This window comes from Streptomyces sp. B1I3 (assembly GCF_030816615.1).
In the GTDB taxonomy this organism is placed as follows: domain Bacteria; phylum Actinomycetota; class Actinomycetes; order Streptomycetales; family Streptomycetaceae; genus Streptomyces.
Genome location: NZ_JAUSYD010000001.1, coordinates 5,542,321 through 5,564,019, shown reverse-complemented (window position 1 = coordinate 5,564,019; position 21,699 = coordinate 5,542,321). Strand labels below are relative to the sequence as shown.

The following is a 21,699-nucleotide window of genomic DNA, read 5'->3' as shown; positions in this document are numbered from 1 at the left end:
GCTCTGCGTCATGGCGATGCGAGCAGCGTATCCGCAGGCCGGGGCGACGTGAGCGGGCCCGGAAAGGCGTCTCCCTCAGCGCCACCCCCGTGGCTGCCGACGCGCCGCGTAGGCCCTGAGAGACCGCTCCCTGACATACGTCGAGGGTGTTACGTCGCTGTTTTCTTGAGGTGAAAGAGGTCTTGACAGCCTTCACCAGTCCCTCCATCCTCCCTTTCAGGGAGCGCTCCCTGACCTCCCCCACTTGAGGAGTCGCCCATGCAAGCGCCGCTGCGTCGCTTCAGCTTATTTTTGGCCCTCGCGGCCGCACTGCTCGCTTTCATCTCTCTCCCTACCCCCTCCGCGCAGGCGGCGGAGGTGCTGCTCTCTCAGGGAAAGCCCGCGACCTCCTCAAGTACCGAGGGAAACTTCAGCGCTCGTAGCGCCGTCGACGGCGACCCCGGGACGCGCTGGTCCAGCGCCTTCGCCGACCCGCAGTGGATTCAGATCGACCTCGGGGCGAGTGCCGGGATCAGCCGGGTCGTCCTCAACTGGGAAGCCGCGTACGGCACCGCGTTCAGGATCGAGGTATCGAGCGACGCGGAGAGGTGGACCGTCGTCCACCAGACAGCCGCGGGCACGGGCGGCACCCAGAACCTGGCTGTTTCCGGCACCGGCCGCTACGTGCGCATGTACGGGACGCAGCGCGCCACCTCGTACGGCTACTCGCTGTGGGAGTTCCAGGTGTACGGCACCGGCGGTTCCGGCGGTGACACCGCCAGGCTGCTCTCCTACGGCAGGCCGGGCGCGGCTTCCTCTTCCCAGAGTGACCAGAACTGCTGGGAATGCACGCCGGCCAGGGCTTTCGACCGGGATCCGGCCTCTCGCTGGTCCACAAGCTCCACCACGGGATGGACCGATCCAGGCTGGATCTCCGTCGATCTCGGTGCGACGGCGCAGATCGACAAGGTCGTCCTGCAGTGGGATCCCGCCTACGCCAAGTCCTTCCAGATCCAGGTCTCCTCGAATGGAGCCGACTGGACACCGATCTATTCGACGACGTCCGGCACGGGCTTCAAGCAGACGCTGACCGTCTCCGGCACCGGCCGCTACGTGCGCATGTACGGGACGCAGCGCGCCACCCCTTACGGCTACTCGCTGTGGGAGTTCCAGGTGTACGGCACCGGCGGCGATCCGATACAGGCTCCGCCGCTGCCGAGTGACCCCGCGAACCCGCCGCGGCTGGTGTGGAGCGACGATTTCGACGGCGCCGCAGGCGGCAAACCCGACTCGTCGAAGTGGAGGGCCGACCCGGGCACCGGGCCGAACAACGAGCTGGAGAACTACACCGACCACCGCAACGCCGCACTGGACGGGGCGGGACACCTGGTGATGGAAGCACGCAAGGAGGTCACCGCCGGGTCGTCGTGCCCGCGTGACCCGCTGAGCGGCAGCACCACGTGTCAGTACACCTCGGCGCGGATGAACACCGGCGCGACGTTCCAGTTCACCTACGGGCGCGTCGAAGCACGCATCAAGGTGCCCAAGGGCAACGGTCTGTGGCCCGCGTTCTGGATGATGGGCGGTGACTTCCTGACGGGCCGGCCGTGGCCGTACAACGGCGAGATCGACATCATGGAGATCCTCGGCAAGGACGTGAAGACCGCTTACTCGACCGTCCACGCGCCCGCCTACAACGGCGGGGGTGGAATCGGCGCGCCGTACACACTGCCCGGGAACGCCGACTTCTCCGACGACTTCCACACCTGGGTCGCCGACTGGAACAGCAAGGGCATCACCTACAGCCTGGACGGCCGGACCGTTCTGACTCTCGACAAGGAGCAGGTGGAGCAGACTCGCGGACCGTGGATCTTCGACCACCCTCACTACCTGATCCTCAACCTGGCGGTCGGAGGTGACTGGCCGGGCCCGACAGACGCCAGCACCCCCTTCCCCGCCAAAATGCTCGTCGACCACGTGCGGGTCTATCAGTAACCCCTGGCCGCCCGGTGACCGCGAAGGTCCCGGGCGGCTCCGCCCGCCCCCTGCGGGCGGCGGTCCGACACACCCGAATCGTTCTGCGGGCAAGCGCCACCGTCCGCCTCCCGCTCTCCCATCGCTGTACTTCGGCGAGCAGACCCGTCACCCCTGATGCCCGTGAGGAAGTGAAATGCGCAGATATCCCGTCCATCTGTACACACTGTTGGTGAGCACTCTGGCGGTCGTGTTGACCGCCGCCCTGAGCTTGACCGTATCGACCCAGCAGGCCCAGGCCGCGACGGTCACCGTCCAGGCCGAGTCCTACGCAGCCCAGTCGGGTGTCGCGTCGGAGGCGACCGGGGACATCGGGGGCGGGCAGAACGCCGCGTTCCTCGCCAACGGCGACTGGATGCGCTACGACAACGTCGACCTCGGCGCGGCCGGCCGGCTGACGGTGTCGGCCCGGATCGCGTCGGCCGTCGGCTCGGGCACGGTGGAATTCCGGACCGGCAGCCTGACCGGACCACTGCTCGCCGTCATACCGGTCTCCCCGACCGGCGGCTGGCAGACCTGGGCCACCCAGGCCACCGACGTCACCACCCATCCCACCGGTGCACAGACGGTGTTCGCCGTGCTGCGCAGCACGGCGGCCGGTGACTTCGTCAACATCAACTGGTTCTCCTTCGTCGGCGCGGGCGACAGCCCGGCGGCCGGATGGGTCCCCATCGACCAGGCCAAGTGGGACGCCCAGTTGGCGCAGTTCCGTGCGATGACGCCCGCCGCCGTGCCCGCCGGTATCGTCCGGGTCCCGGAGTTCAACGCCACCTGCTCCTACAGCCACTCCAAGCCGGACGACCCCATCGTCCTGCCGGGCCTGCCGGGTGCGTCCCACATGCACAGCTTCTTCGGCAACAAGAGCACCGACGCGTTCTCCACGACCCAGTCGCTGCTGACCAACACACCCACCAGTTGCACCCCTGCCAACGACCTCTCGGCGTACTGGATCCCGACCCTGTACGAAGGCGACAAGGCCGTCGAGGCCGAGGGCATGATCGTGTACTACGGTTCCCGGCTCGTCGACCCCTCGGCGACCGTGCCCTTCCCGCAGGGGTTCCGCATGATCGCGGGCAACGCCAAGACCCAGACGCCCACCCCGGCGGGCTCGCCGGGCCAGTACTGGTGCGCCGGCGAGGGCGGTGAGATCGGCCGCAGCGCCGACGGCAACTGGCCGCGCTGCGCCCCGCAGGCCCATCTCACCCACCAGCTCGTCTTCCCCGACTGCTGGGACGGCAAGAACCTCGACAGTCCCGACCACAAGTCGCACGTGGCGACCACCTACGACGGCAAGTGCAGCGGCGCCTACCCTGTCGCCATCCCCAACCTCTCCTTCGTCGTCAGCTATCCGACCAGCGGCAGCACCGCGGGCTTCCGGCTGGCCTCGGGCATGGCATCGTCCATCCACGGCGACTTCTTCAACGCCTGGGACAACGCCGGTCTCGGGCACCGCGTGAAGGACTGCATCACCCAGAAGGCCAAGTGCAACTCCGCCGGCACATTCTGACCTTGTGATCGGCATGCGCCATGGTGGTGGCGCTGCCGGCCGTCGGGTGCACCTCGCAGCCGACGGCCGGCGCGTCGCCGGGACCGGCCTTCGACGCTACCGACACCGCTTGGATCCTGTTGATGATCCCCATGGCCGAGCGCGCACGACTCCTGACAGCTCTGGCTCCCTCCCGCACGGCGGACCGGAGCCGTTCATGTCTGAGGCGTCGGTGGGCGGGTCGAGCAGTCGTGCCATGCACGATCTGCTGATAGGCGGTGCCTTGGTCGTGAGCACCGGACAGGGTGCCGGCGGCGGAAGCCGTAGTGGACGCCGACGCCCTGATCCTCTCCATTCCCTCGCCCGCGTTCCGCGGGTCGCACCACTATGGCCAAGGTGTCGGCTGACACGGTTGTCTTCGACGCGCCGCTCCACTTCCCACAGCGGGACAACGGAATCGCGGCGATCGAGGCCGGACAGGCCGAGAGCTGCGGGCTGATCGGAGCCGAGTCGTGCGCGCACAGGAACAAGCCGGCGGGAGGTGCGGACCGCGTCTTGCTCCCCGTCGCGACCGACAGCGCGCGAGAGCCTGACCTGGCAATGGCACTCGTTGAGTACACCGGGTTCGACGCCGTCGACGCGGGGCCGCTCGCGGAATCGTGGCGGCGGCAGCCCGGCACACCGCCTACTGCACGGCTCTCACCCGTCAGGACACGCTGTCACAATGCGACAGCGGTTCAGTACCGCACGGCGCGCAGCGCATACCGCACGGAAAACAGCCGCGAAATCCGCGTTAGCGCAGGTCAGAACGTTTCCGCAGGGTGGAACTGGTGGGGCGGGTGGGACTCGAACCCAAAAGCGTGACGCCTCTCACCTGCGGAAACACCACAGAGGTGGACATTCACATCCTGCTGGATCCCGCTGCGTCCGGCTCGGTCCCCGGCAGCCGCACTGCGGTGCGGTACGTACCGCACGGGTACGGAGCGCACTCCCGCGCCCGGCACATCTGCTGCAAGGCAGCCACCCGCGCGCTCACCCGCAGCGCATGCGCCGACTCAATTGCCGCCTCTCCCCCCACACCCGCAGTCACACTCCGTATCTAGCCGGCACCAGGAGCCGCAGACATATCGGTTCTGGCTTCCCGGCGACGCAGGTAGCAGGGGGACGCAACGAAGTTGCAAAATCTGGTCCGCGCTCAGGCGGAGGCTCCGAAGGCGCGGCTGAGCCCTTGGAGATCGGTGCCCGTCAGGCACCTCCTTGATGGCCGGCGTGGGGCAGGCACCGCGGACCGGTGATAGCTGACGGCCAGGTGGTCCGGCATCATCCGATGGCGGATAGCCCGGGGAAAGCTACGGTCGATTCAGAAGTGTCTCTATCGACGAAATGTGGCAGCGTGCGCCGGGCGACGGCCAGTGCCACCTCGACCGCGGGCGGTTCGGCGCCCATCAGCTCGGCCGCCTCATCGACGCCGAAGCCGATCCAGCGGCACAACACCACACTGTCGGCGCACCCGACCGGGAGCTGTCCGTACAGCACGAGCAGGCTCGGGTCCCGCGGTCCGATCCGATCGGCCCGCCGTCCTACCTGAAGGCGCAGTTCACGCCAGACCTCGGCAGCGGGGCAGGGCTGACTCAACAACCAGGCCCAGTGCTTCCGGGCGGACGCCAGTGTGGTGCTCACGGCCGCGCAGGCCGAATCACCAGGCAGACGCGCTTCGGCATAGCGCATGTATCTCGGCCGGTTCCGTTCGACGAAAGCTGCGAATCCGAGGTCCGCCACCAGTGCGGTCGCCAACGTCGGTGAGGGGCAGCGGGCGGTGCGTTCACTTTGCGGCATAACGGAGTAAGAGGAGAAGAGAATGAGGGCTCCTCAAGGGTGCGGGGGCCACTGCTGGCCCCGGTGTTCGATGCCGCATGTGTGAGCGGCGAAGGAAGTGGGCCCCACGCAGCCGTCAAAGGCTGCGCAAAATGAGAACCGAAAGGCTGGTGGTGCTCGGCGCAGGAGACGAGGGCCCCGTGTTGCCAGGTCACCTTGCAGGTGGACGTTCGAGCCCCGATCCCGTCTCGCGTTGCTCGCGGCCGTCGGTGTCGGCGCCAGTAGCGCGTCCGGCACCGCAACGGACAACGTGGCCCTTCCCGGGACCGGTCGCGGCAGGCCATGCACCTGCTGGAGAAGGAGTCCCTCCGATGTCCGCCTCTGGCGCCACGGCTCGCGCGTCCTCAAGGTGCCCGTAGGGTTCTTCTCCTCTGACGCGCTCCCACGCCGGCCTCATCAACTGTGCTGCCCCCCTATGAATCCGCATTCTTGACGCCCGCCGGGAGGAGCTCCGCCAATATCCGATCGAGTGCGGTGTCTATCTCCTCGCCGCAGTACTCCTCGGCGGACCGCGTCCTGACCACGAAGTCACGCACATCGGCCGATGCCATCCTGACGACACACCAGGCCCATCCGGAAGTGAGTTCGATGTCCGTCTCGTCCTCACCGTGCGGACGGACACGTACATCACCCTCGCCCGACGGAAAGATGAGCCCGGTGGCGAGCAGATCCCTACTGAATACCCAGGTGGCTATCGGGGGCTCGTTCTCACTCACCCGAAATTCCATCCGAATCGCCAGCGGATCGTCCGGCAAGTGCCGCATAACCAGCGGCAGTTCATGCCATTCGCCCGCCATCACCGACTGTACTGTCACGTTGATTTGCTTCTCAACGGGGAGTCTCATGCCAATCCCTTTCGCCACAACTCGAAATTAAGGGTTCTCCGGATGACGGCGAGTCTCCCCAAGCACACGATCTTGACCTCGTGCGCACAGCTTGAAGAACAGAGTCGGCTCGTCGCCCGTACCGCGTCCCACAAGGGGTCGGCGACCGGCTTGGGTTCGGGTAGGGCGGCGGCGTGGCAGACGTCCGGAACCTCACCGATGACTGCCCCAGCGCGCTGAGCGCCGAAGCGATGCCCACAGGGGTTGATCGCGCGGTCGGCCTGGCCGGCAGGGCCCAGGACGCCTTCTTCCACCCCGTCGCCGCCGAGGCCGTCCGCGTGAAGGCCGCGGCCGTAGCGACGTCCATGGGGACGTCCACTCCTTCGGGTTCTCGTCAGCGTGGAGCAGGGGAGATGCCCATGCACCGCGTTCTGCTGGTGCCCTTCTCATCCAGCGGTTGGGGCCTCTCCTTCCTGGGGCAGCCAGAACCGTTGGCTGGGCCGTGGCAAGGTCCCGAGCCGGGCAGCGGACCTCCCTGGAGATCAACGCCTCCAGCAGCGTGGCGAGCGGCACAAGCTGGTCGTCAGGGCCCACTCCCTCGTGGTACGCCCGCACCCCGCGCGGCTTCGCAAATGCCGCAGCTCCACGAGGTTCGTGGTGTTGTAGCTGCCCGGAGGACCCCACCTGTGCGGCGGCCAGGGAGTCGAGCCGCTCATAGATGTGCCGGTTCCCCCGCCCTGCCGCCGACGGGCGTCCTCACACCGCCGACGTCCTCGGGAAAGGCCAGGTTGTCGATCGGTTCACGCTCATTCGCCGCCCGGGGGCCGCCCCGGACGGAAACGATGCCGAGCGCGGTAGCGGAGGATCCGTACGAAGCGTGGGGGCCCGAACCGACCTCCCCGAGGACGTCCCTGCCTCAGTCGAGGCGCAAGTCGGCGAGTTGCCGTTCGAGCGCGGTGACGTCATCCTCGGGCTCGACGCGGGCCGGGCGGGCGGCCATGAGCGCTGCCAGCTCGCTGCCCGCCCGTCGAATGCGCGAGGGGAGGCCGTCGGTGTACTCGTCTCCCCCTGATCCCCAGTCCTCGGACGCCGCGTACACCGCCGTCGGGACGATGGCGGCGCGCAGATAGGCGAAGAGCGGGCGCAGGGCGTGCTCCAGGACCAGGGAGTGGCGAGCGGTACCACCCGTCGCCGCGACCAGGACCGGTTTCCCGGTGAAGGCGTCCGGGTCGAACAGGTCGAAGAAGGACTTGAACAACCCGCTGTAGGAAGCCGTGAACACGGGAGTCACGACGATCAGACCGTCGGCCTCCTTCACTGCGTCGATCGCTGCGGCCAGTTGGGGCGGTGGAAAGCCGGTCACAAGATGGTTGGCGATGTCGCGGGCCAGTTCGCGCAGCTCGATGACCTCGGTCGGCACGGTATGTCCCTGGGCCCCGAGTTCGCCGGCGGCGGACCCGACGAGCCGGTCCGCGAGCAGGCGGGTGGAGGAGGGGGAGCTCAGCCCTGCGGAAACGGCGATCAGCTTCATGCGGCGGTCGCTTCCCGCGTCGTTGCGGCGGCGATGCCCCGTTCCGTGTGCGTCGGTGCGTTCGGCACGTCGGCCGGGCGTCCGTTCGCGAACTCCTTGCGCAGCACGGGCACGACCTCTTCGCCGAGAATGTCGAGCTGTTCCAGGACGGTCTTCAGGGGCAGGCCCGCATGATCCATCAGGAAGAGCTGGCGCTGGTAGTCGCCGACCGACTCCCGGAAGGTCAGGGTCCGCTCGATGACCTGCTGGGGTGAGCCCACGGTCAGCGGGGTCTGCTCGGTGAACTCCTCCAGCGAGGGGCCGTGGCCGTACACGGGAGCATTATCGAAGTACGGGCGGAACTCTCGCACGGCGTCTTGGGAGTTCTTCCGCATGAAGACCTGTCCGCCGAGACCCACGATGGCGTCCTCCGGACGGCCGTGACCGTGGTGAGCGTAGCGACGCCGGTACAGCTGGACCATGCGCCTGGTGTGGTCCAGGGGCCAGAAGATGTTGTTGTGGAAGAAGCCGTCGCCGTAGAACGCGGCCTGCTCCGCGATCTCCGGGGACCTGATGGATCCGTGCCAGACGAACGGCGGGGTGCCGTCCAACGGCCGGGGTGTCGAGGTAAAGGCCTGCAGGGGCGTACGGAACGTTCCCTCCCAGTCCACGACGTCCTCGCGCCACAACCGGCGCAGCAGTGCGTAGTTCTCCTTGGCAAGGTTGATGCCCTGGCGGATGTCCTGCCCGAACCACGGGTACACAGGGCCTGTATTGCCACGCCCCAGCATGAGGTCGACCCGGCCGTCGGCCAGGTGCTGGAGTGTTGCGTAGTCCTCCGCGATCTTCACCGGGTCGTTGGTGGTGATCAGCGTCGTGGCGGTGGACAGGATCAGCTTCTCGGTGCGGGCGGCGATATAGCCGAGCATCGTGGTCGGGGACGACGGTACGAACGGCGGATTGTGGTGCTCGCCCGTCGCGAAGACGTCAAGGCCGACTTCCTCGGTCTTGAGCGCGATGGCGATCATCGCCTTGATGCGCTCATGCTCCGACGGCGTGCGGCCGGTGGTCGGGTCGGGTGTCACGTCTCCGACGGTGAAGATGCCGAATTGCATGTGTTCTCCTGAACCTGTCTGGATCCTGCGGATGTGGACTGGGAGCGGCGGGTGCGGCGTCACTTCGCCAGGAAGGCGAGGAGAGCTGTGTTGACCTCCTCCGCATGGGTCCACAGGAGGCCGTGCGGGGCCCCCTCGATCTCCACGTAGTCGGCGGACGGGAGCATCTGGTGGAACGGCCGCGCCGTTCCCTCGGCCGGGAGAATCCGGTCGGCCGTGCCGTGCAGGATCAGCGCTGGGACGTCGATCGCGGGGACGTCGTCGCGAAAGTCGGTGTACCAGGTGGAGGGCGCGGCCGCGGCCGCGAAGGAACCGCCGCCGGCCGCGACGTTCCAGCTGTTGCGCACCGCTTCGGCGCTGATCCTGGTGCCGAGGTTCTCGTCGAGGTTGTAGAAGTCGTTGAAGAAGGTCGTGTAGTAGGCGTACCGGTCGGCCTCGACGGCGGCGACGACTCCGTCGAAGAATTCCTTGGGGGCGACGCCGTCGGGGTTGTCGTCGTTCTTGAGCAGGAACGGCTCCAACGAGGCCAGGAAGGCGATCTTGGCGACCCGGTCGGAGCCGTACGTGGACACATAGCGGGCGACTTCACCGGTGCCCATGGAGAACCCCACAAGGACGGCGTTGCGCAGGTCGAGGGTCTCTATCACGGTGTTCAGGTCGGCGGCGAAGGTGTCGTAGTCGTACCCGGCCGTCGGCTGGGCGGACTGCCCGAATCCGCGCCGATCGTAGGTGATCACGCGGTAACCGGCGTCGAGCAGCGCAGCGCTCTGCCGCTCCCAGGAGTGCCCGTCGAGCGGAAAGCCGTGGATGAGGACGACCGGCTGACCGGTGCCGTGGTCCTCGTAGTAGAGGTCGATGGCGGTGGAGTTTTCCTGACCCACGGTGATGTACGGCATGGGTGTTTCCTCGATTCGGATCGGCTGGTCCGCGCATCTGTGCGGCACGGAACGCCGTCACGCTACGGTCGGCGCTGCGCCGCCAGTTGTCGCGTGACGCACCACGTCTTGCCCCCAGGCGCAGAGTTGCGCCTGGAAGCAATCGGCGTCGGCCGGCTGGGCGTCGGCTTTCACCGTCACGAGCCGGTCGACTGGACCTGGAGTGGGCCAAGGGCAGGTCCTGCCGGTCTGCCTGGCTGGGCAAACCCCTGGTGCGGCGGGTCGCCGCGATGGTGTGAGATGCCAGGCATGACGATCGTTCTGAACGAGCCCGGCGTCGATGGGCTGACCCGGGTCGTGGATGCCCTCCGCGTACGGCAGGACGACCGAACGCCGCTGCAACTCCATCCAGGAGACCTCGGCTGGGCCTGGGCGCTGGGCGCGGAGAGGCTGGCCGCGGCCGTCCGCACCTGGAGCGTGGACGGACGGATCATTGCCGTCGGATACCTGGACGAAACTGATCAGCTGCGCCTGACGACCGCGCCGGACCTGCGCCAGGACGGTCATCTGGCGCGCCGGCTGCTGGCGGACCTCGATGATCCGGAGCGCGGGGTCCTGCCGCCCGGAAAGGTCGGCTCGAAATCCCCGACGGTTCCCTGCTCCGCGAGGTCCTCTTGGAGGCGGGCTGGATTCTGGACGAGCCGTGGACGCCGTTGCGCCACGACCTCGCCGAGCCGGTGAAGGACTCTGGCCTGCGATTCGAGGTGGCCGGTCCGGAGACGGCGGGGGCGCGGACCGCAGTGCACCGCTCGGCGTTCGGCAGTCCGGCGTTCACCGAGGAGATGTGGCACGCCGTCGCGGCCTGGCCGGTCTATGCCGACGCCCGCTGCCTGATCGGGCCACGACGACCAGGACAACGCGGTGGCCGCGGCAACGGTCCGGTCGGCCGGGCCAGGCAAGCCCGGCCTGCTGGAGCCGGTGGGTGTGCACGCCGACCATCACGGTCGCGGCTACGGGACGGCGATCAGCGTCGCCGCTGCGGCGGCGCTGCGTGAACCGGGTGCATCAAGCGCACTCGTCACCACCCCGACCTCGAACGCTGCCGCCGCCTACAGGTCAGCGGGATACGAGCCGTCATCCGAACGGCTGGACATCAGCCGAGCCCCCTGGAAATGATCGGACGGCGGTATCGGACAGGCGGCGTCGCTGACCCTGGCTGGGCCCGAACGTCCTTCGAGGACACCGGGTAGGTCGGGATTTATCATGCCGCTATTGCACGCTCCAACGGGCGTCGTGGCCGGTGGCGGGTTCATCGCCAGGTCATCGACGGGCTCTTGTGAAAGGTACGCACGAGTGCGCCGTGGCGGGACCTGCCGGAGCGGTAGGAGCCGTGGAAGACCTGCCATAAGAGGGCTGCGCCGATGGACGGCGGATGGGACCTGGGATCGGATCCTCACGCAGGTCCAGGCGCACGATGACGCGGGCGGGACGATCGATGGGTGGTGTCGGTCGGCTCCACCATCGCCCGGGCACCATCAGCATGCGGCAGGGGCACGGAAAAAGGGAGGGCCGCGGCACGCGTCCGGTTGCGCCGGTCGGCGGCGAGGCACTGGGACGATCCCGCGGCGGGTTGAGCACCGAAGGGACCTGGCTGTGGACGGGAACGGCCGTCCCTTGTCTATCCTGTTGACGCCCGGACAGGTCGGTGACAACCCTCAGTCGGTGCCGCTACCGGTGGCGATCCGGGCGTCCCGGCGGGGGCCGGGGCGTGCGCAGCGCGACAAGCGCCTCGGAACCGTAGAGCGGCCACGCGTAGTTGTCGAGCCCACCCCACTGCGTCCCCCTCCCCGGCTATGAAGGACTGCAGCAGGGCGCGCACAGGCCGGGAAGGAGGAGACCGGCCCTCAGCGCCAGCAGCGCGGGGACCAGCAGCAGGACGGCGGGCCCTCGCCACCGCACAGGACCGTTCGATGGAGTCGGCCATCACCTGGTTGCTCTTTGCGCCGATCCGGTCGATGGCGCCTTCCATAACGTCCCGGCACCCGCTGTCGCAGGCATCGGGTTCCGAACCGTCGAACATGAACTGCGTCCGAGGGACTGGAGCAGCTGGGTCGACAGCTTGTCGACTACTTCTGGAAGCCCTGTGCGTGGGCTCGGCACGCGTCCAGGGCCGCGGCCTGCTTCGGTCGGCGCGCTTCAGAGGCCGAAATGTGCGCGGCGCGCGTCGGGTACCAGGTCGGCGTACTCGGGGTGCTTGCCGATCCACCCCCGGATGAAGGGGCAGTACGGCAGGACGCGCAGCCCACGTGTCCGCGCGTCATCGAGGGCGCCCCGGGCGAGTAGTCCGCCCAGCCCCCGACCTGCGAACCGGGGTTCGGTCTCGGTGTGGATGAAGGCGAGCTCGCCTTCCGAAAGGTGATACTCGGCGAAGCCCGCGATCTCGGTGCCGTCGTCACCGGTGAAAATCTCGTAGCGGGACTTCTCAACGTGGTCCACCACCTGCGGTTCCATGAGGGCTCCTGTGCTGTCCCGTCAAGGGGATCGGTGAATATTGTCAGAGCGTGCGGCGCACGCCCGCCTGGCGTTCCAGATTGCGAAGCTGGACGGACAGGTCGCCTTCGACGGCGAGGTGAGCGGGACCGCTGCGGCCGATGGGCAGGACCTGCTCGCTGCGCATGTCCTCGAGCATCAGAGCGAACGCTGTGTACATCGCGACGAGCGCCACCACGAGGCCGAGCGCACCGGACGTGTGCGTCAGCCATTCGGCGCCGGTGATACCCGCGAGGCCGGTGGCCGCCCAGCGGGGCAGGGAGACCACGATCACGAGCCACAGCGCGCGCTTGGGCCGCGTCACGGCGGCCATCAGCGCGCCGAAGCAGAGGAGCGCCAGGTTGAACACGCCGAGGACCTGGAGGCCGTCGGCCGCGTCGCTGAGCATGATGAGTGAGTAGGGCAGCCAGCTGCCGGCGAACACCGCCATCAGCGTCGCCGCGATCACGTCACGGGCGCCGAAGGCCAGGACACTCACCAGGAGTTGGAGGACGAAGGCCGGCAGCACGGTGAAGGCGACGGCGGCGCGGGCTGTCTCGTCGAAGAGGCCGAGCTGGAGGCAGCCCGTCATCACGGAAGCGATGGCTATCGTGAAGAAGCCCAGCGGCATGGGCGAGGCGATGGGGCGCAGGTTGATCCGTGTCATCGACCGGAGGTCCGGTTCGAAACGGCGACCCTGGGGACCTTCCGGCGGGGTGGCGTGGGCGTCGCCGCTGTCGGCAGCGGTGGGAGAGGCTGCGGTCATCGGGGGGATCTCTCTTTCAGTGCTCGAAGCAGGGATCGACGAAGGACGGCGTGGTTTCGGGTACGACGCCACGCGCGACCCGCCAGCGGCGGTGCTGCTCGGACTCGGCGACGGCCTCGGCCAAGACCGACGCCTGGCGGGCGCCTTCCTGGCCCGACTGGTAGCCGCCGAAATGGGCCACGGGGCTCCATTCGGGGCTCACCGGCGGGACCGCCTCGTCGAGCCCCGCGTACTCCGCGGTCGCGTAGACGATGCGGCCGCCGACGACGGTGAGTACGGACTCGATGTCGGGAATGGCCTCCTCGGGCACAGTGAGGAAGTCGTCGGAGAGGATCGCGAGGTCGCCGTAGCAGCCCTCTCGCAGAGTTCCCTTGACGTCCTGCTCACCGGTGAGCTGGGCTCCCCCGCGGGTGTAGAGGTCGAGGGCGGTCTCCCTGTCGATCAGGTTCCCGGCCGGGTAGAGGGTCGTGCCGCCGACGGTGCGGCCGGTGACCAACCAGTGGAGGGCGACCCAGGGGTTGTACGACGAGACGCGGGTGGCGTCGGTTCCGGCGGCGACGGTCAGGCCGCGCTCGAGCATGGCCCGGACCGGCGGGGTGTGGGCGGCCGCCTCGGCGCCGTAGCGGTCGAGGAACGCGGAGCCCTGGAAGGACATGCGGTTCTGGATGGACAGGGCGCCGCCGAGGGCCGCGATCCGGTCCAGACTGTCGGTCGAGACGGTCTCCGCGTGGTCGAAGAGCCAGCGGTTGCCGCCGGGGAACAGTCCTTCGGCCGCGAGTTTCTCGAAGACGGCCAGGTCGCGGCGGATGGTCTCGTCGTACGTGGCGTGGAGCCGGAATCCCCAGCCGTTCTCGAGCAGCAGCCGGACCGCCTGCTCGAATTCGGCCTCGTATCCCTCGGCGAGCGCGGGACGGGGCTCGGAGAAGTTCTCGAAGTCCGCGGCGGCCCAGGTCAGGTTCTCCCCCGCGCCGTTCAGCCGCAGCCACTCGTCCCCGTCTCCGGGCTTGACCATCTCGGTCCATCGCTTCAGGTCGGCGAGCTCCTGTCCGGCCGTCTGCGGGAAGAGGTGGTAGGCGATCCGGAGGGTCAGCTCCCCCGACCTGGCGAGGTCGGCGACCGTGGCGTAGTTGTCGGGGAAGTTCTGGAACCCTCCGGCGGCGTCGACCGCCGACGTCAGGCCAAAGCGGTTCAACTCGCGCAGGAAGTGTCGCGTGGACGTCCGCTTGTCGGTCTCGTCGAGGGCCGGCGCCTTGGCCAGGGTCGAGTACAGGATGAGCGCGCTCGGCGCCGCGAGGAGGACCCCGTTGGGTTCCCCGTCCCGGGCCCGGACGATCTGACCGCCGCGAGGGTCGGGGGTCTCCCGGGTGAAACCGGCGGCCCGCACCGCGGCCCGGTTCATCAACGCCGACTGGTACAGATGCAGGACGAAGACCGGGGTGTCGGGAGCGGCGGCGTTCAGCTCGGCGACGGTCGGCATCCTGCGCTCGGCGAACTGTTCGGCGGTCCAGCCGCCGACGATCCGGATCCACTGCCCCTTGGGAGTGCGGCCGGCCTGCTCGCGCAGCATGCCGAGGGCGTGGCGGAGACTGCGTACCCCGTCCCAGCGCAACTCCATCACGTAGTTGAGGCCGCCCCTGATGACGTGCAGGTGTGAGTCGTTCAGGCCGGGGATGACCCTGCGGCCGAGCGCGTCGACGACCCTGGTCCTCGGCCCGACGAGGTGGGCGAGGTCGTGGTCGTCGCCGAGGGCCGCGACCCGGCCGTCGCGGATCGCGACGGCGCGGGCCTCAGGTCGGTCGGCGTCGCCGGTGAACACCTTCGCGTTGCGGACGAGAAGGTCGGCCTGCGGATGTTCCTGCTGCGGACCGGGCCCGAGGCCCGCCACGGGCATGCTCGTCGTCGGCATACTCATCGACGGCCCCATCACGCCAGGGCCTTGCGCAGTGTGTCGATCGCGACGCCGATGGCGAGTTCAGCGGCCTGTGTCTCGCGCAGCGCGTTCAGCATGACGAAGTCGTGGATGGTCCCCTGTACGCGCAGGGCGGTGACGGAGACTCCGGCGGCGCGAAGCTTCGCCGCGTACGCCTCGCCCTCGTCGCGCAGGACGTCGGCTTCGGCGGTTATGACGAGGGCGGCCGGCAGGCCGGTCAATTGCTCGGTGGTCGCACGCAGCGGCGAGGCGGTGATCTGGGCGCGGTCGGCCTCGTCGGTTGTGTACTGGTCCCAGAACCACTGCATGCCGTCGCGGCGCAGGAAGTAGCCCTCCGCGAACTGCTGGTACGAGTCGGTGTCGAAGCTCGCGTCGGTGACCGGGTAGAAGAGGACCTGGTGGACGAGGCGGACGTCGCCACGCTGCTTGGCCATGAGGGTGAGGGCAGCGGTCATGTTGCCGCCGACCGAGTCGCCGGCGACGGCGATCCGGGTGCCGTCGAGCTCCTTGTGGTGTCCCTCGCGGGCGATCCACTGGGCGACGCTGTAGTTCTGCTCGATGGCGACCGGATAGCGGGCCTCGGGAGAGAGGTCGTACTCAGGGAAGACCACAGCGGCGTTCGCGCCGACGGCCAGTTCGCGTACCAGCCGGTCGTGGGTGTGGGCATTGCCGAACACCCAACCCGCACCGTGGATGTACAGGATGACGGGGAGGGGGCCGGTGGCCCCGCGCGGGCGCACGATCCGGGCACGGACGTCGCCGGTCGGACCGCCGTGGACAGTGATCCATTCCTCGTCGACGGCGGGCAGCAGGATGTCTTCACCGCTCTGGACGTCGTCCACGGCCGTGCGGCCGTCCGCCACCGGAACCTGGAAGAGGAATGGCGGCTGGGCGGTGGCCTCGGCGAACGCCTGAGCGGCGGGTTCGAGGGTCGGCAGGTTCGGCATGAGGGGTTCTCCTTCGGAAGGTGTGAGGAATCGGGCGGGTGTCCCGCGGGTGCCACGCGCGACGTGAGGAAGGTCCGGTGGTGCTTTCTGTCGAGGTCGAGGGAGTACCGGCTCCGCGTGTCGGCGCGCGTACGCGGCTCAGCCGCTGGGAGGCATGCACACGGATTTCGTGGCCGAGACAGACCGGCAGCTGCTTGAGCGTGCCGAACGCCTCGTTCAGGCACGCTTCTGGCGCGGCAGCGGCTGGCCGCCACCACGCCAGGAGCGGTGGCGGATGCGATGAACGCGGTTTCCTTCAGGTGCTCTTGGTGGGACGAGTGAGAGGGCCCGGCCGCCCGGGCGGGGGACGTGGGGCAGCCGGGCCCGGTCTGCGCGGCTCCTGCTCAGCGCCTGGCGGCCTGCGGCGCCCCTGGGGTCGGCCGATGCAGTACAAGCCGGGTGAGCAGCCCGCTGCCGAGACCCACCACGAGAGCGAGGACCGCCCCCCACAACGGGTACGGCGTGAGGCCGAGGGGCGCATCGAGCGACCAGGCGCCCGGTCCGGTGGCAGCGAGAGCGGCGGCGGTGCCGATGAGGACGAGCGGGTATTCGTACCCGTCGTTCTGCACCCAGAGGCCGTTGTGCCATTTCACGGTGAGAGCGACTGTCATGACTCCGATCACCCCGGCGGCCGCGAGCGGAGTCAGAAGACCGGCGGCGAGCAGCAGACCCGATCCGATCTGGCCACCGCCCGCCGCCAGGGCGGTGAGGCGTCCACCGCGGAAACCGTCAGCACGGAACTCCTCCGTGCCGCCCTCAAGTCCCCTGCCGCCCAGGTGTGAGCTGATTTTCTGCACGCCGTGGCCGGCGACGAGCAGGCCCACCAGCAGACGCAGGATCAGAATGCCGGTGTCCAAGGAGGTCAGCCGGCCGCGTGTGCGCCGATGATGCTCTGCGCGTACACGACACCCAGGCCGTACGCGCCCGCGTGGGCCTTGACGATCTCCATCACCGCGCCGTACGACTCCTGGCGCGCCCAGTCACGCTGCAGCTCCAGCAGCACCTGCACCCATGTCACCGGCACCGCGCCGGCAGCGATCATCCGCTGCAGCGCGTGCTCGTGGGCGGCCGGGCTGACGCCGCCGGAGGCGTCGGAGACCACGTACACCTCGTAACCCTGCTCCAGCGCGGACAGCGCGGGCAGCACCAAGCAGACCTCGGTCCACAGGCCCGCCAGGATGATCTTCTTGCGCCCGGTGGCCTTGACCGCCGCCACGAGCGCCTCGTCCTCCCATGCGTTCATCGTCGTGCGGTCGATGACCTCGTGGTCAGGAAACACCTCGGCAAGCTGCGGCAGCAGGGGGCCGGAGAACGACTCGGCGGCGACCGTGGTCAGGACTGCCGGCACATCGAACGCCTGAGCCGCCTTGGCGAGACCCACGGTGCTGTTGATGATCGCAGCGCGGTCGCCGCTCCCGGTACCGAAGAACATCTGCGGCTGGTGGTCCACGAAAAGCATGACCGCGTTGTCGGGCGTGAGCAGATCCGAGCTCGGGGCAGCCTGCACCTTGTTGATGTCGAACATCAGGGGTCCTTTCGAAACAGTCGGTATCGCGCCTGCCGCATTCCCGCGGCTCGGCACACCCCAAAGCTATGACCGGCCCGACCGGCCGACTTTCCTCTCTGCGCCCAGGAGTTGGCACGACAGCGCACTGCCGCTCAGCGTCCGGGCCACCGACCGTTCCTTGTCACGCCTCGCGCGCCCTCGCCCCGTCGTCGCCGCCTGCCTCGACCGGATCGGCACCGGATCGATCTCCTTCCGGCACGGAAACGGAAGATCGCGCGTACCTCGACTACGGCCAGACCACAGCTCAGCGCACTCGGTGTGAGGCGCCTTCTGCGCACCAGAAACAGCCATCAGCCCAGCACAAGGCCCAGTTTTCCTACAGGTCTATGGGTTGACCCACTGGGGCGGGGCTCTTCCGTCCGTGTCAGCCGGTCTTGCCGCCAGTGAGGGCGATGTCCAGGTGCGCGAGCAGCGTGTCGAGTGTGGCCAGTTGTTGTGGTTCGAGACGGCCGAAGCGCTGGCGAAGTACGTGCGTGCCTGCTTCTTCCGCGGCCCTTAGTGCCGTGCGGCCGGTGTCGGTGATGGAGACGGTCTTGCGGCGGCGGTCCTCGGGGTCGCCGGTTCGGGCGACCATGCCGAGGCGCTCCAGGCCCTCCACGATCTGGGTGACGGAGCGCGGTGCTTGGCCGAGGGAGGAGGCCAGCTGCGCTTGGTGGAGGGCGCCGCAGCCGGTCAGTGCCTGAAGGACCTTGGTGCGGGACAGGGACAGGCCGGCGGTCGCCAGCATGTGCTGGTCGACCTGTTCGCGCAGGCTGTACGCGAGGGCCAGGAAGGACAGTCCCACCTGCTCAGGGGCGCTGCCCGCCGTTGTTGATTCGTGCTGCTCCATGGTTCGGGTATCCTCGCACAACATAATCATGAGGTACCTCACGAAAGGGTTGTGGGATGGATCGTCCCGTCGCCGTGATCACCGGAGCTACCTCCGGACTGGGCCGCATCGCCGCCTTTGAGCTGGCCCGTCAGGGCTACCGCATCGGCACCGTGGCCCGCTCCCGCAGCAAGGCGCAAGCCCTCGTCACCGACCTGAAGGCGGTGACCGACGAGCCCGTCGACGTCTTCCACGCCGACCTGGGTCTGCTCTCCGACGTCCGCCGCGCGGGCGAGGAGATCGCCGCGCACTACCCGCGTCTGGACGTCCTCGTCAACAACGCTGGCCTGCACGCTTTCGCGCAGCGTGTCACCACCGAGGACCTCGCGGAGATGACGGCGGTGAACTACCTCGGCCCGTTCGTCCTGACCGAGGCGCTGACGGTGAAGCTCGGTGCCTCGGCGCCGGCCCGGATCGTCAACGTCGCCTCCGAAGCGGCTCAGCAGGCGAAAACGATCGACCCGGCCGACGATCTGCGGCGCACCGAGGCTTACACCCGCCGGGAGTCGATGGCCCTGTACGGGCGCACCAAGTTGATGACCATCATGTGGATGCAGGAACTCGCCCGCCGCCTGAATGCGGACAAGGTGACCGTGAACTGCTGCGATCCCGGTTTCAACGCCACCGGCCTGGGCCGGGACCTGCCCGGCTCCGCCGTCCTGCAGCGGGTGCTGAACACGCTGAGGATCGGTGATCCTCGCAAGGGCGCCGGCATCATCGTGCGGCTCGCCACCGACCCGGCGCTCGCGGGCACCACCGGCGGATACTTCTCCGCCCGCGACGCCCGTCCCCTGCAGTGCCCCGAGCCCGGCCGGGAGCCGCGCGTGCAGCGGGAGCTGTGGGACGCGACCGCGGCGCTTCTCGCCGCCCACCCGGCCGGCTGAGACCCGGGACGTCCGCCTCAAGGAGGACACCGCCCGGTACGGGGGTACCGTCCCGGCCGCAGATTCGTCCTCGCGTAGCTCATTTCGGCCGCACGCGACTTCTACGTTCATGGGCGGAGCCTGTCGGGCTCGCCCTCACACATCCGTTTTCCCTCCTGGTGGGAGTAATTTTCGTGGCCACCTTTCTCTACCGGCTCGGCCGGCTCGCCTTCCGGCGGCGCCGGCTGGTGCTGCTGGCGTGGATCGCGGTGCTCGTCGCCGCGGTCATCGGCGTCAGCAGCGTGTCGGGCAGTACGACGGACGACTTCACGCTTCCCGGAACCCAGTCGCAGCAGGCCATTGACCTGCTGGAGAAGGAGTTCCCGCAGGCTTCGGCCGGCGGCGCTACGGCCCGTGTGGCCATCGAGGCTCCGGACGGGCAGAAGCTGACGTCCGCCGCGCACAAGCAGGAGGTGGAGTCCCTGGTCGCCGACCTGCGCGAGGCACCGCAGGTGGCGAACGTCACCGACCCCTTCACCGCCGGCCTGGTCAGCTCCTCGGCAAGCATCGCCTACGCCCAGGTGACCTACTCCGTCCCGCAGGCCGACATCACTCCCGCCGCGTCGGACGCCCTGCACCAGGTGGCGGAGAAGGGCGAGAAGGCATACCTGAAGATCAGCCTCGGCGGCAACGCGGTGCTGGAGGAGGAGCAGAGCAACGCGGCCGAACTGATCGGCCTGCTGGTCGCCGCCTTCGTCCTGGTCATCACCTTCGGTTCACTGGTCGCGGCCGGACTGCCCCTGGTGTCCGCGATCGTCGGCGTCGGCATCGCCCTGTGCGCCATCACCGTCGCCTCGTCGTTCGTCGACATGGCCTCCAACGCGCAGACCCTGGCGCTCATGCTGGGTCTGGCGGTGGCCATCGACTACGCCCTGTTCATCGTCTCCCGCTACCGCACAGAGCTGCGTGAGGGGCACACGCCCGAGGAAGCCGCCGGGCGTGCCCTGGGCACCGCTGGCTCGGCGGTGGTCTTCGCCGGTCTGACCGTCGTCATCGCGCTCGCCGGTCTGAGCGTCATCGGCATCGCGATGCTCACCACCATGGGCCTGGCCGCGGCCTTCGCCATCACCGTCGCCGTGCTGGTCGCGCTCACCCTCCTGCCTGCCACGCTGGGCTTCACCGGCACCCGCGTGGCCCACGGCCGCCTCACCACACGCCGCGTGCGGGCCGAGCAGCACGGCCGGCGCGTCACGATGGGCGTTCGCTGGGGTCGCTTCGTCACCCGCCACCCCTGGAAGATGCTACTGGCGTCGGTTATCGGCCTGGGTGTACTGGCCATCCCGGCACTTTCGCTGCGGCTTACCCTGCCCGACGACAGCATGGCCGCTCCCGGCAGCACCCAGCGCGTGGCCTACGACACCCTCAGCAAGGGCTTCGGGCCGGGCTTCAGCGGCCCGCTGACCATCGTCGTCGACGCTCGGGACAGCGACAACGCCAAGACCGCGGCCACGGACACCTCCGCCATGCTGGAGGGCCTCGACGACGTCGCCACCGTACGGCCCCCGGTCTTCAACGAGGCCGGTGACGTCGCCCTGATCACCGCGGTGCCGAGCAGCCCGCCCACCAGCCAGGAGACCGTCGACCTGGTCGGCGACATCCGCGACCGCAGCGACGCGGTGAAGAAGGACAGCGGCACGCAGGTGATGGTGACCGGCACGACCGCGCTCAACATCGACGTCTCCGCCAAGCTCGGCGAGGCGATGGTGCCCTACCTGGCCATCGTTGTCGGCCTCGCGCTGGTCCTGCTGCTTCTCGTATTCCGCTCGGTCCTGATCCCGATCAAGGCCGCGGCCGGCTTCCTCCTCAGCGTCGTCGCCACCCTCGGCGTGCTGGTAGCCGTGTTCCAATGGGGCTGGCTCAAGGACATCTTCGGCATCGACGAGACCGCACCCATCGTCAGCCTGCTTCCCATCCTGCTGATCGGCGTGGTCTTCGGCCTGGCCATGGACTACGAGGTGTTCCTCGTCTCCGGGATGCGCGAGGCATACGTCCACGGCGCCGGCCCCACCGAAGCGATCGTCACCGGGTTCCGCCACGGCGCCCGCGTGGTCACCGCCGCCGCCATCATCATGATCTCGGTATTCGCCGGGTTCCTCCTCGACGACATCGCCCTGGTGAAATCCATCGGCATGGGACTTGCCACCGCAGTCCTCTTCGACGCTTTCGTCATCCGCATGACCCTCGTCCCCGCGGTGATGACCCTGCTCGGCGCACGGGCCTGGGCACTACCCCGCTGGCTCGACCACCTCCTGCCCAACGTCGACGTGGAAGGCGAGAAGCTCCGCCAAGTCCTGGCCGAACGCGACCACCAGACCCGCATCCCCGCGCAGAACGGCCAGGAGCCGACGGCGCCCGCGCCCCTCGGGTAGGCACAGCCCCGGCACACCCCGACCCCGCCTGCCGGCCCCCATCCCCCGAGGGTCGGCAGGCGG

At 68.8% G+C, this 21,699-nt stretch carries 16 protein-coding genes and 1 pseudogene; 5 read left to right on the top strand and 12 right to left on the bottom strand.

Annotation, left to right across the window (positions count from 1 at the left end):
• Positions 1-258 precede the first annotated feature (258 nt).
• Positions 259-1,974 carry a discoidin domain-containing protein gene (locus QFZ58_RS25280; protein ID WP_307127181.1) on the top strand — a complete coding sequence of 572 codons (1,716 nt, stop codon included), beginning with the start codon at positions 259-261 and terminating at the stop codon, positions 1,972-1,974.
• A gap of 211 nt (positions 1,975-2,185) precedes the next feature.
• Entirely contained in the window at positions 2,186-3,520 is a 1,335-nt protein-coding gene (locus tag QFZ58_RS25275; RefSeq protein WP_307127180.1) for a DUF1996 domain-containing protein, read from the top strand.
• Between the two features lie 1,299 nt (positions 3,521-4,819).
• On the opposite strand, the gene QFZ58_RS25270 is transcribed toward QFZ58_RS25275, so the two are convergent.
• From QFZ58_RS25270 to QFZ58_RS25250, 5 genes are all read right to left on the bottom strand, one after another.
• Positions 4,820-5,227, bottom strand: a complete 408-nt coding sequence (locus tag QFZ58_RS25270; protein WP_307127179.1) for a hypothetical protein — start codon at positions 5,225-5,227, stop codon at positions 4,820-4,822.
• 560 nt (positions 5,228-5,787) lie between these two features.
• Positions 5,788-6,219, bottom strand: coding sequence for an SsgA family sporulation/cell division regulator (locus QFZ58_RS25265; protein ID WP_307127178.1), 432 nt, complete (start codon positions 6,217-6,219; stop codon positions 5,788-5,790).
• 895 nt (positions 6,220-7,114) lie between these two features.
• Positions 7,115-7,729, bottom strand: coding sequence for an FMN reductase (locus QFZ58_RS25260; RefSeq protein ID WP_307127177.1), 615 nt, complete (start codon positions 7,727-7,729; stop codon positions 7,115-7,117).
• Complete coding sequence (locus QFZ58_RS25255; protein WP_307127176.1) at positions 7,726-8,823, bottom strand: LLM class flavin-dependent oxidoreductase; 1,098 nt, start codon at positions 8,821-8,823, stop codon at positions 7,726-7,728. Before QFZ58_RS25255 ends, QFZ58_RS25260 begins: the two co-directional genes overlap by 4 nt.
• Before the next feature lie 59 nt (positions 8,824-8,882).
• A complete protein-coding gene (locus tag QFZ58_RS25250; protein WP_307127175.1) occupies positions 8,883-9,719 on the bottom strand; it encodes an alpha/beta fold hydrolase in 837 nt (278 codons plus the stop codon).
• A gap of 288 nt (positions 9,720-10,007) precedes the next feature.
• On the opposite strand from QFZ58_RS25250, the pseudogene QFZ58_RS25245 reads away from it, so the two are divergent.
• Positions 10,008-10,874 (top strand): annotated as a pseudogene (locus tag QFZ58_RS25245) (GNAT family N-acetyltransferase).
• A 1,020-nt stretch (positions 10,875-11,894) separates the two neighbouring features.
• Here the strand turns inward: QFZ58_RS25245 and QFZ58_RS25240 are convergent.
• The 7 genes from QFZ58_RS25240 to QFZ58_RS25210 all read right to left on the bottom strand — a co-directional run bounded on the left by QFZ58_RS25240 (position 11,895) and on the right by QFZ58_RS25210 (position 18,305).
• Positions 11,895-12,209, bottom strand: coding sequence for a GNAT family N-acetyltransferase (locus QFZ58_RS25240; RefSeq protein ID WP_307127174.1), 315 nt, complete (start codon positions 12,207-12,209; stop codon positions 11,895-11,897).
• 43 nt (positions 12,210-12,252) lie between these two features.
• On the bottom strand, positions 12,253-12,993 hold the full coding sequence (locus QFZ58_RS25235) for a GPR1/FUN34/YaaH family transporter (RefSeq protein ID WP_307127173.1): 741 nt from the start codon (positions 12,991-12,993) through the stop codon (positions 12,253-12,255).
• 16 nt (positions 12,994-13,009) lie between these two features.
• On the bottom strand, positions 13,010-14,905 hold the full coding sequence (locus QFZ58_RS25230) for an amidohydrolase (protein ID WP_373428587.1): 1,896 nt from the start codon (positions 14,903-14,905) through the stop codon (positions 13,010-13,012).
• Positions 14,906-14,916: 11 nt separating this feature from the next.
• Positions 14,917-15,870, bottom strand: coding sequence for an alpha/beta hydrolase (locus QFZ58_RS25225; protein WP_307127172.1), 954 nt, complete (start codon positions 15,868-15,870; stop codon positions 14,917-14,919).
• A 383-nt stretch (positions 15,871-16,253) separates the two neighbouring features.
• Positions 16,254-16,766 carry a DoxX family membrane protein gene (locus QFZ58_RS25220; RefSeq protein WP_307127171.1) on the bottom strand — a complete coding sequence of 171 codons (513 nt, stop codon included), beginning with the start codon at positions 16,764-16,766 and terminating at the stop codon, positions 16,254-16,256.
• 5 nt (positions 16,767-16,771) lie between these two features.
• Positions 16,772-17,434, bottom strand: a complete 663-nt coding sequence (locus QFZ58_RS25215; RefSeq protein WP_307127170.1) for a hydrolase — start codon at positions 17,432-17,434, stop codon at positions 16,772-16,774.
• A 406-nt stretch (positions 17,435-17,840) separates the two neighbouring features.
• Complete coding sequence (locus QFZ58_RS25210; RefSeq protein WP_307127169.1) at positions 17,841-18,305, bottom strand: MarR family winged helix-turn-helix transcriptional regulator; 465 nt, start codon at positions 18,303-18,305, stop codon at positions 17,841-17,843.
• Positions 18,306-18,361: 56 nt separating this feature from the next.
• On the opposite strand from QFZ58_RS25210, the gene QFZ58_RS25205 reads away from it, so the two are divergent.
• Positions 18,362-19,228 (top strand): SDR family NAD(P)-dependent oxidoreductase, encoded by an 867-nt coding sequence (locus tag QFZ58_RS25205; RefSeq protein ID WP_307127168.1) that lies wholly within the window; start codon positions 18,362-18,364, stop codon positions 19,226-19,228.
• A gap of 173 nt (positions 19,229-19,401) precedes the next feature.
• Entirely contained in the window at positions 19,402-21,636 is a 2,235-nt protein-coding gene (locus tag QFZ58_RS25200; protein ID WP_307127167.1) for an MMPL family transporter, read from the top strand.
• Positions 21,637-21,699: the final 63 nt, after the last annotated feature.

Coding starts and splice junctions, on each gene's coding strand:
- QFZ58_RS25260 (WP_307127177.1), bottom strand. CDS start 7,729: ATGAAGCTGATCGCCGTTTCCGCAGGGCTGAGCTCCCCCTCCTCCACC.
- QFZ58_RS25255 (WP_307127176.1), bottom strand. CDS start 8,823: ATGCAATTCGGCATCTTCACCGTCGGAGACGTGACACCCGACCCGACC.
- QFZ58_RS25265 (WP_307127178.1), bottom strand. CDS start 6,219: ATGAGACTCCCCGTTGAGAAGCAAATCAACGTGACAGTACAGTCGGTG.
- QFZ58_RS25270 (WP_307127179.1), bottom strand. CDS start 5,227: ATGCGCTATGCCGAAGCGCGTCTGCCTGGTGATTCGGCCTGCGCGGCC.
- QFZ58_RS25280 (WP_307127181.1), top strand. CDS start 259: ATGCAAGCGCCGCTGCGTCGCTTCAGCTTATTTTTGGCCCTCGCGGCC.
- QFZ58_RS25225 (WP_307127172.1), bottom strand. CDS start 15,870: ATGCCGAACCTGCCGACCCTCGAACCCGCCGCTCAGGCGTTCGCCGAG.
- QFZ58_RS25230 (WP_373428587.1), bottom strand. CDS start 14,905: ATGAGTATGCCGACGACGAGCATGCCCGTGGCGGGCCTCGGGCCCGGT.
- QFZ58_RS25205 (WP_307127168.1), top strand. CDS start 18,362: ATGGATCGTCCCGTCGCCGTGATCACCGGAGCTACCTCCGGACTGGGC.
- QFZ58_RS25250 (WP_307127175.1), bottom strand. CDS start 9,719: ATGCCGTACATCACCGTGGGTCAGGAAAACTCCACCGCCATCGACCTC.
- QFZ58_RS25235 (WP_307127173.1), bottom strand. CDS start 12,993: ATGACCGCAGCCTCTCCCACCGCTGCCGACAGCGGCGACGCCCACGCC.
- QFZ58_RS25215 (WP_307127170.1), bottom strand. CDS start 17,434: ATGTTCGACATCAACAAGGTGCAGGCTGCCCCGAGCTCGGATCTGCTC.
- QFZ58_RS25210 (WP_307127169.1), bottom strand. CDS start 18,305: ATGGAGCAGCACGAATCAACAACGGCGGGCAGCGCCCCTGAGCAGGTG.
- QFZ58_RS25240 (WP_307127174.1), bottom strand. CDS start 12,209: ATGGAACCGCAGGTGGTGGACCACGTTGAGAAGTCCCGCTACGAGATT.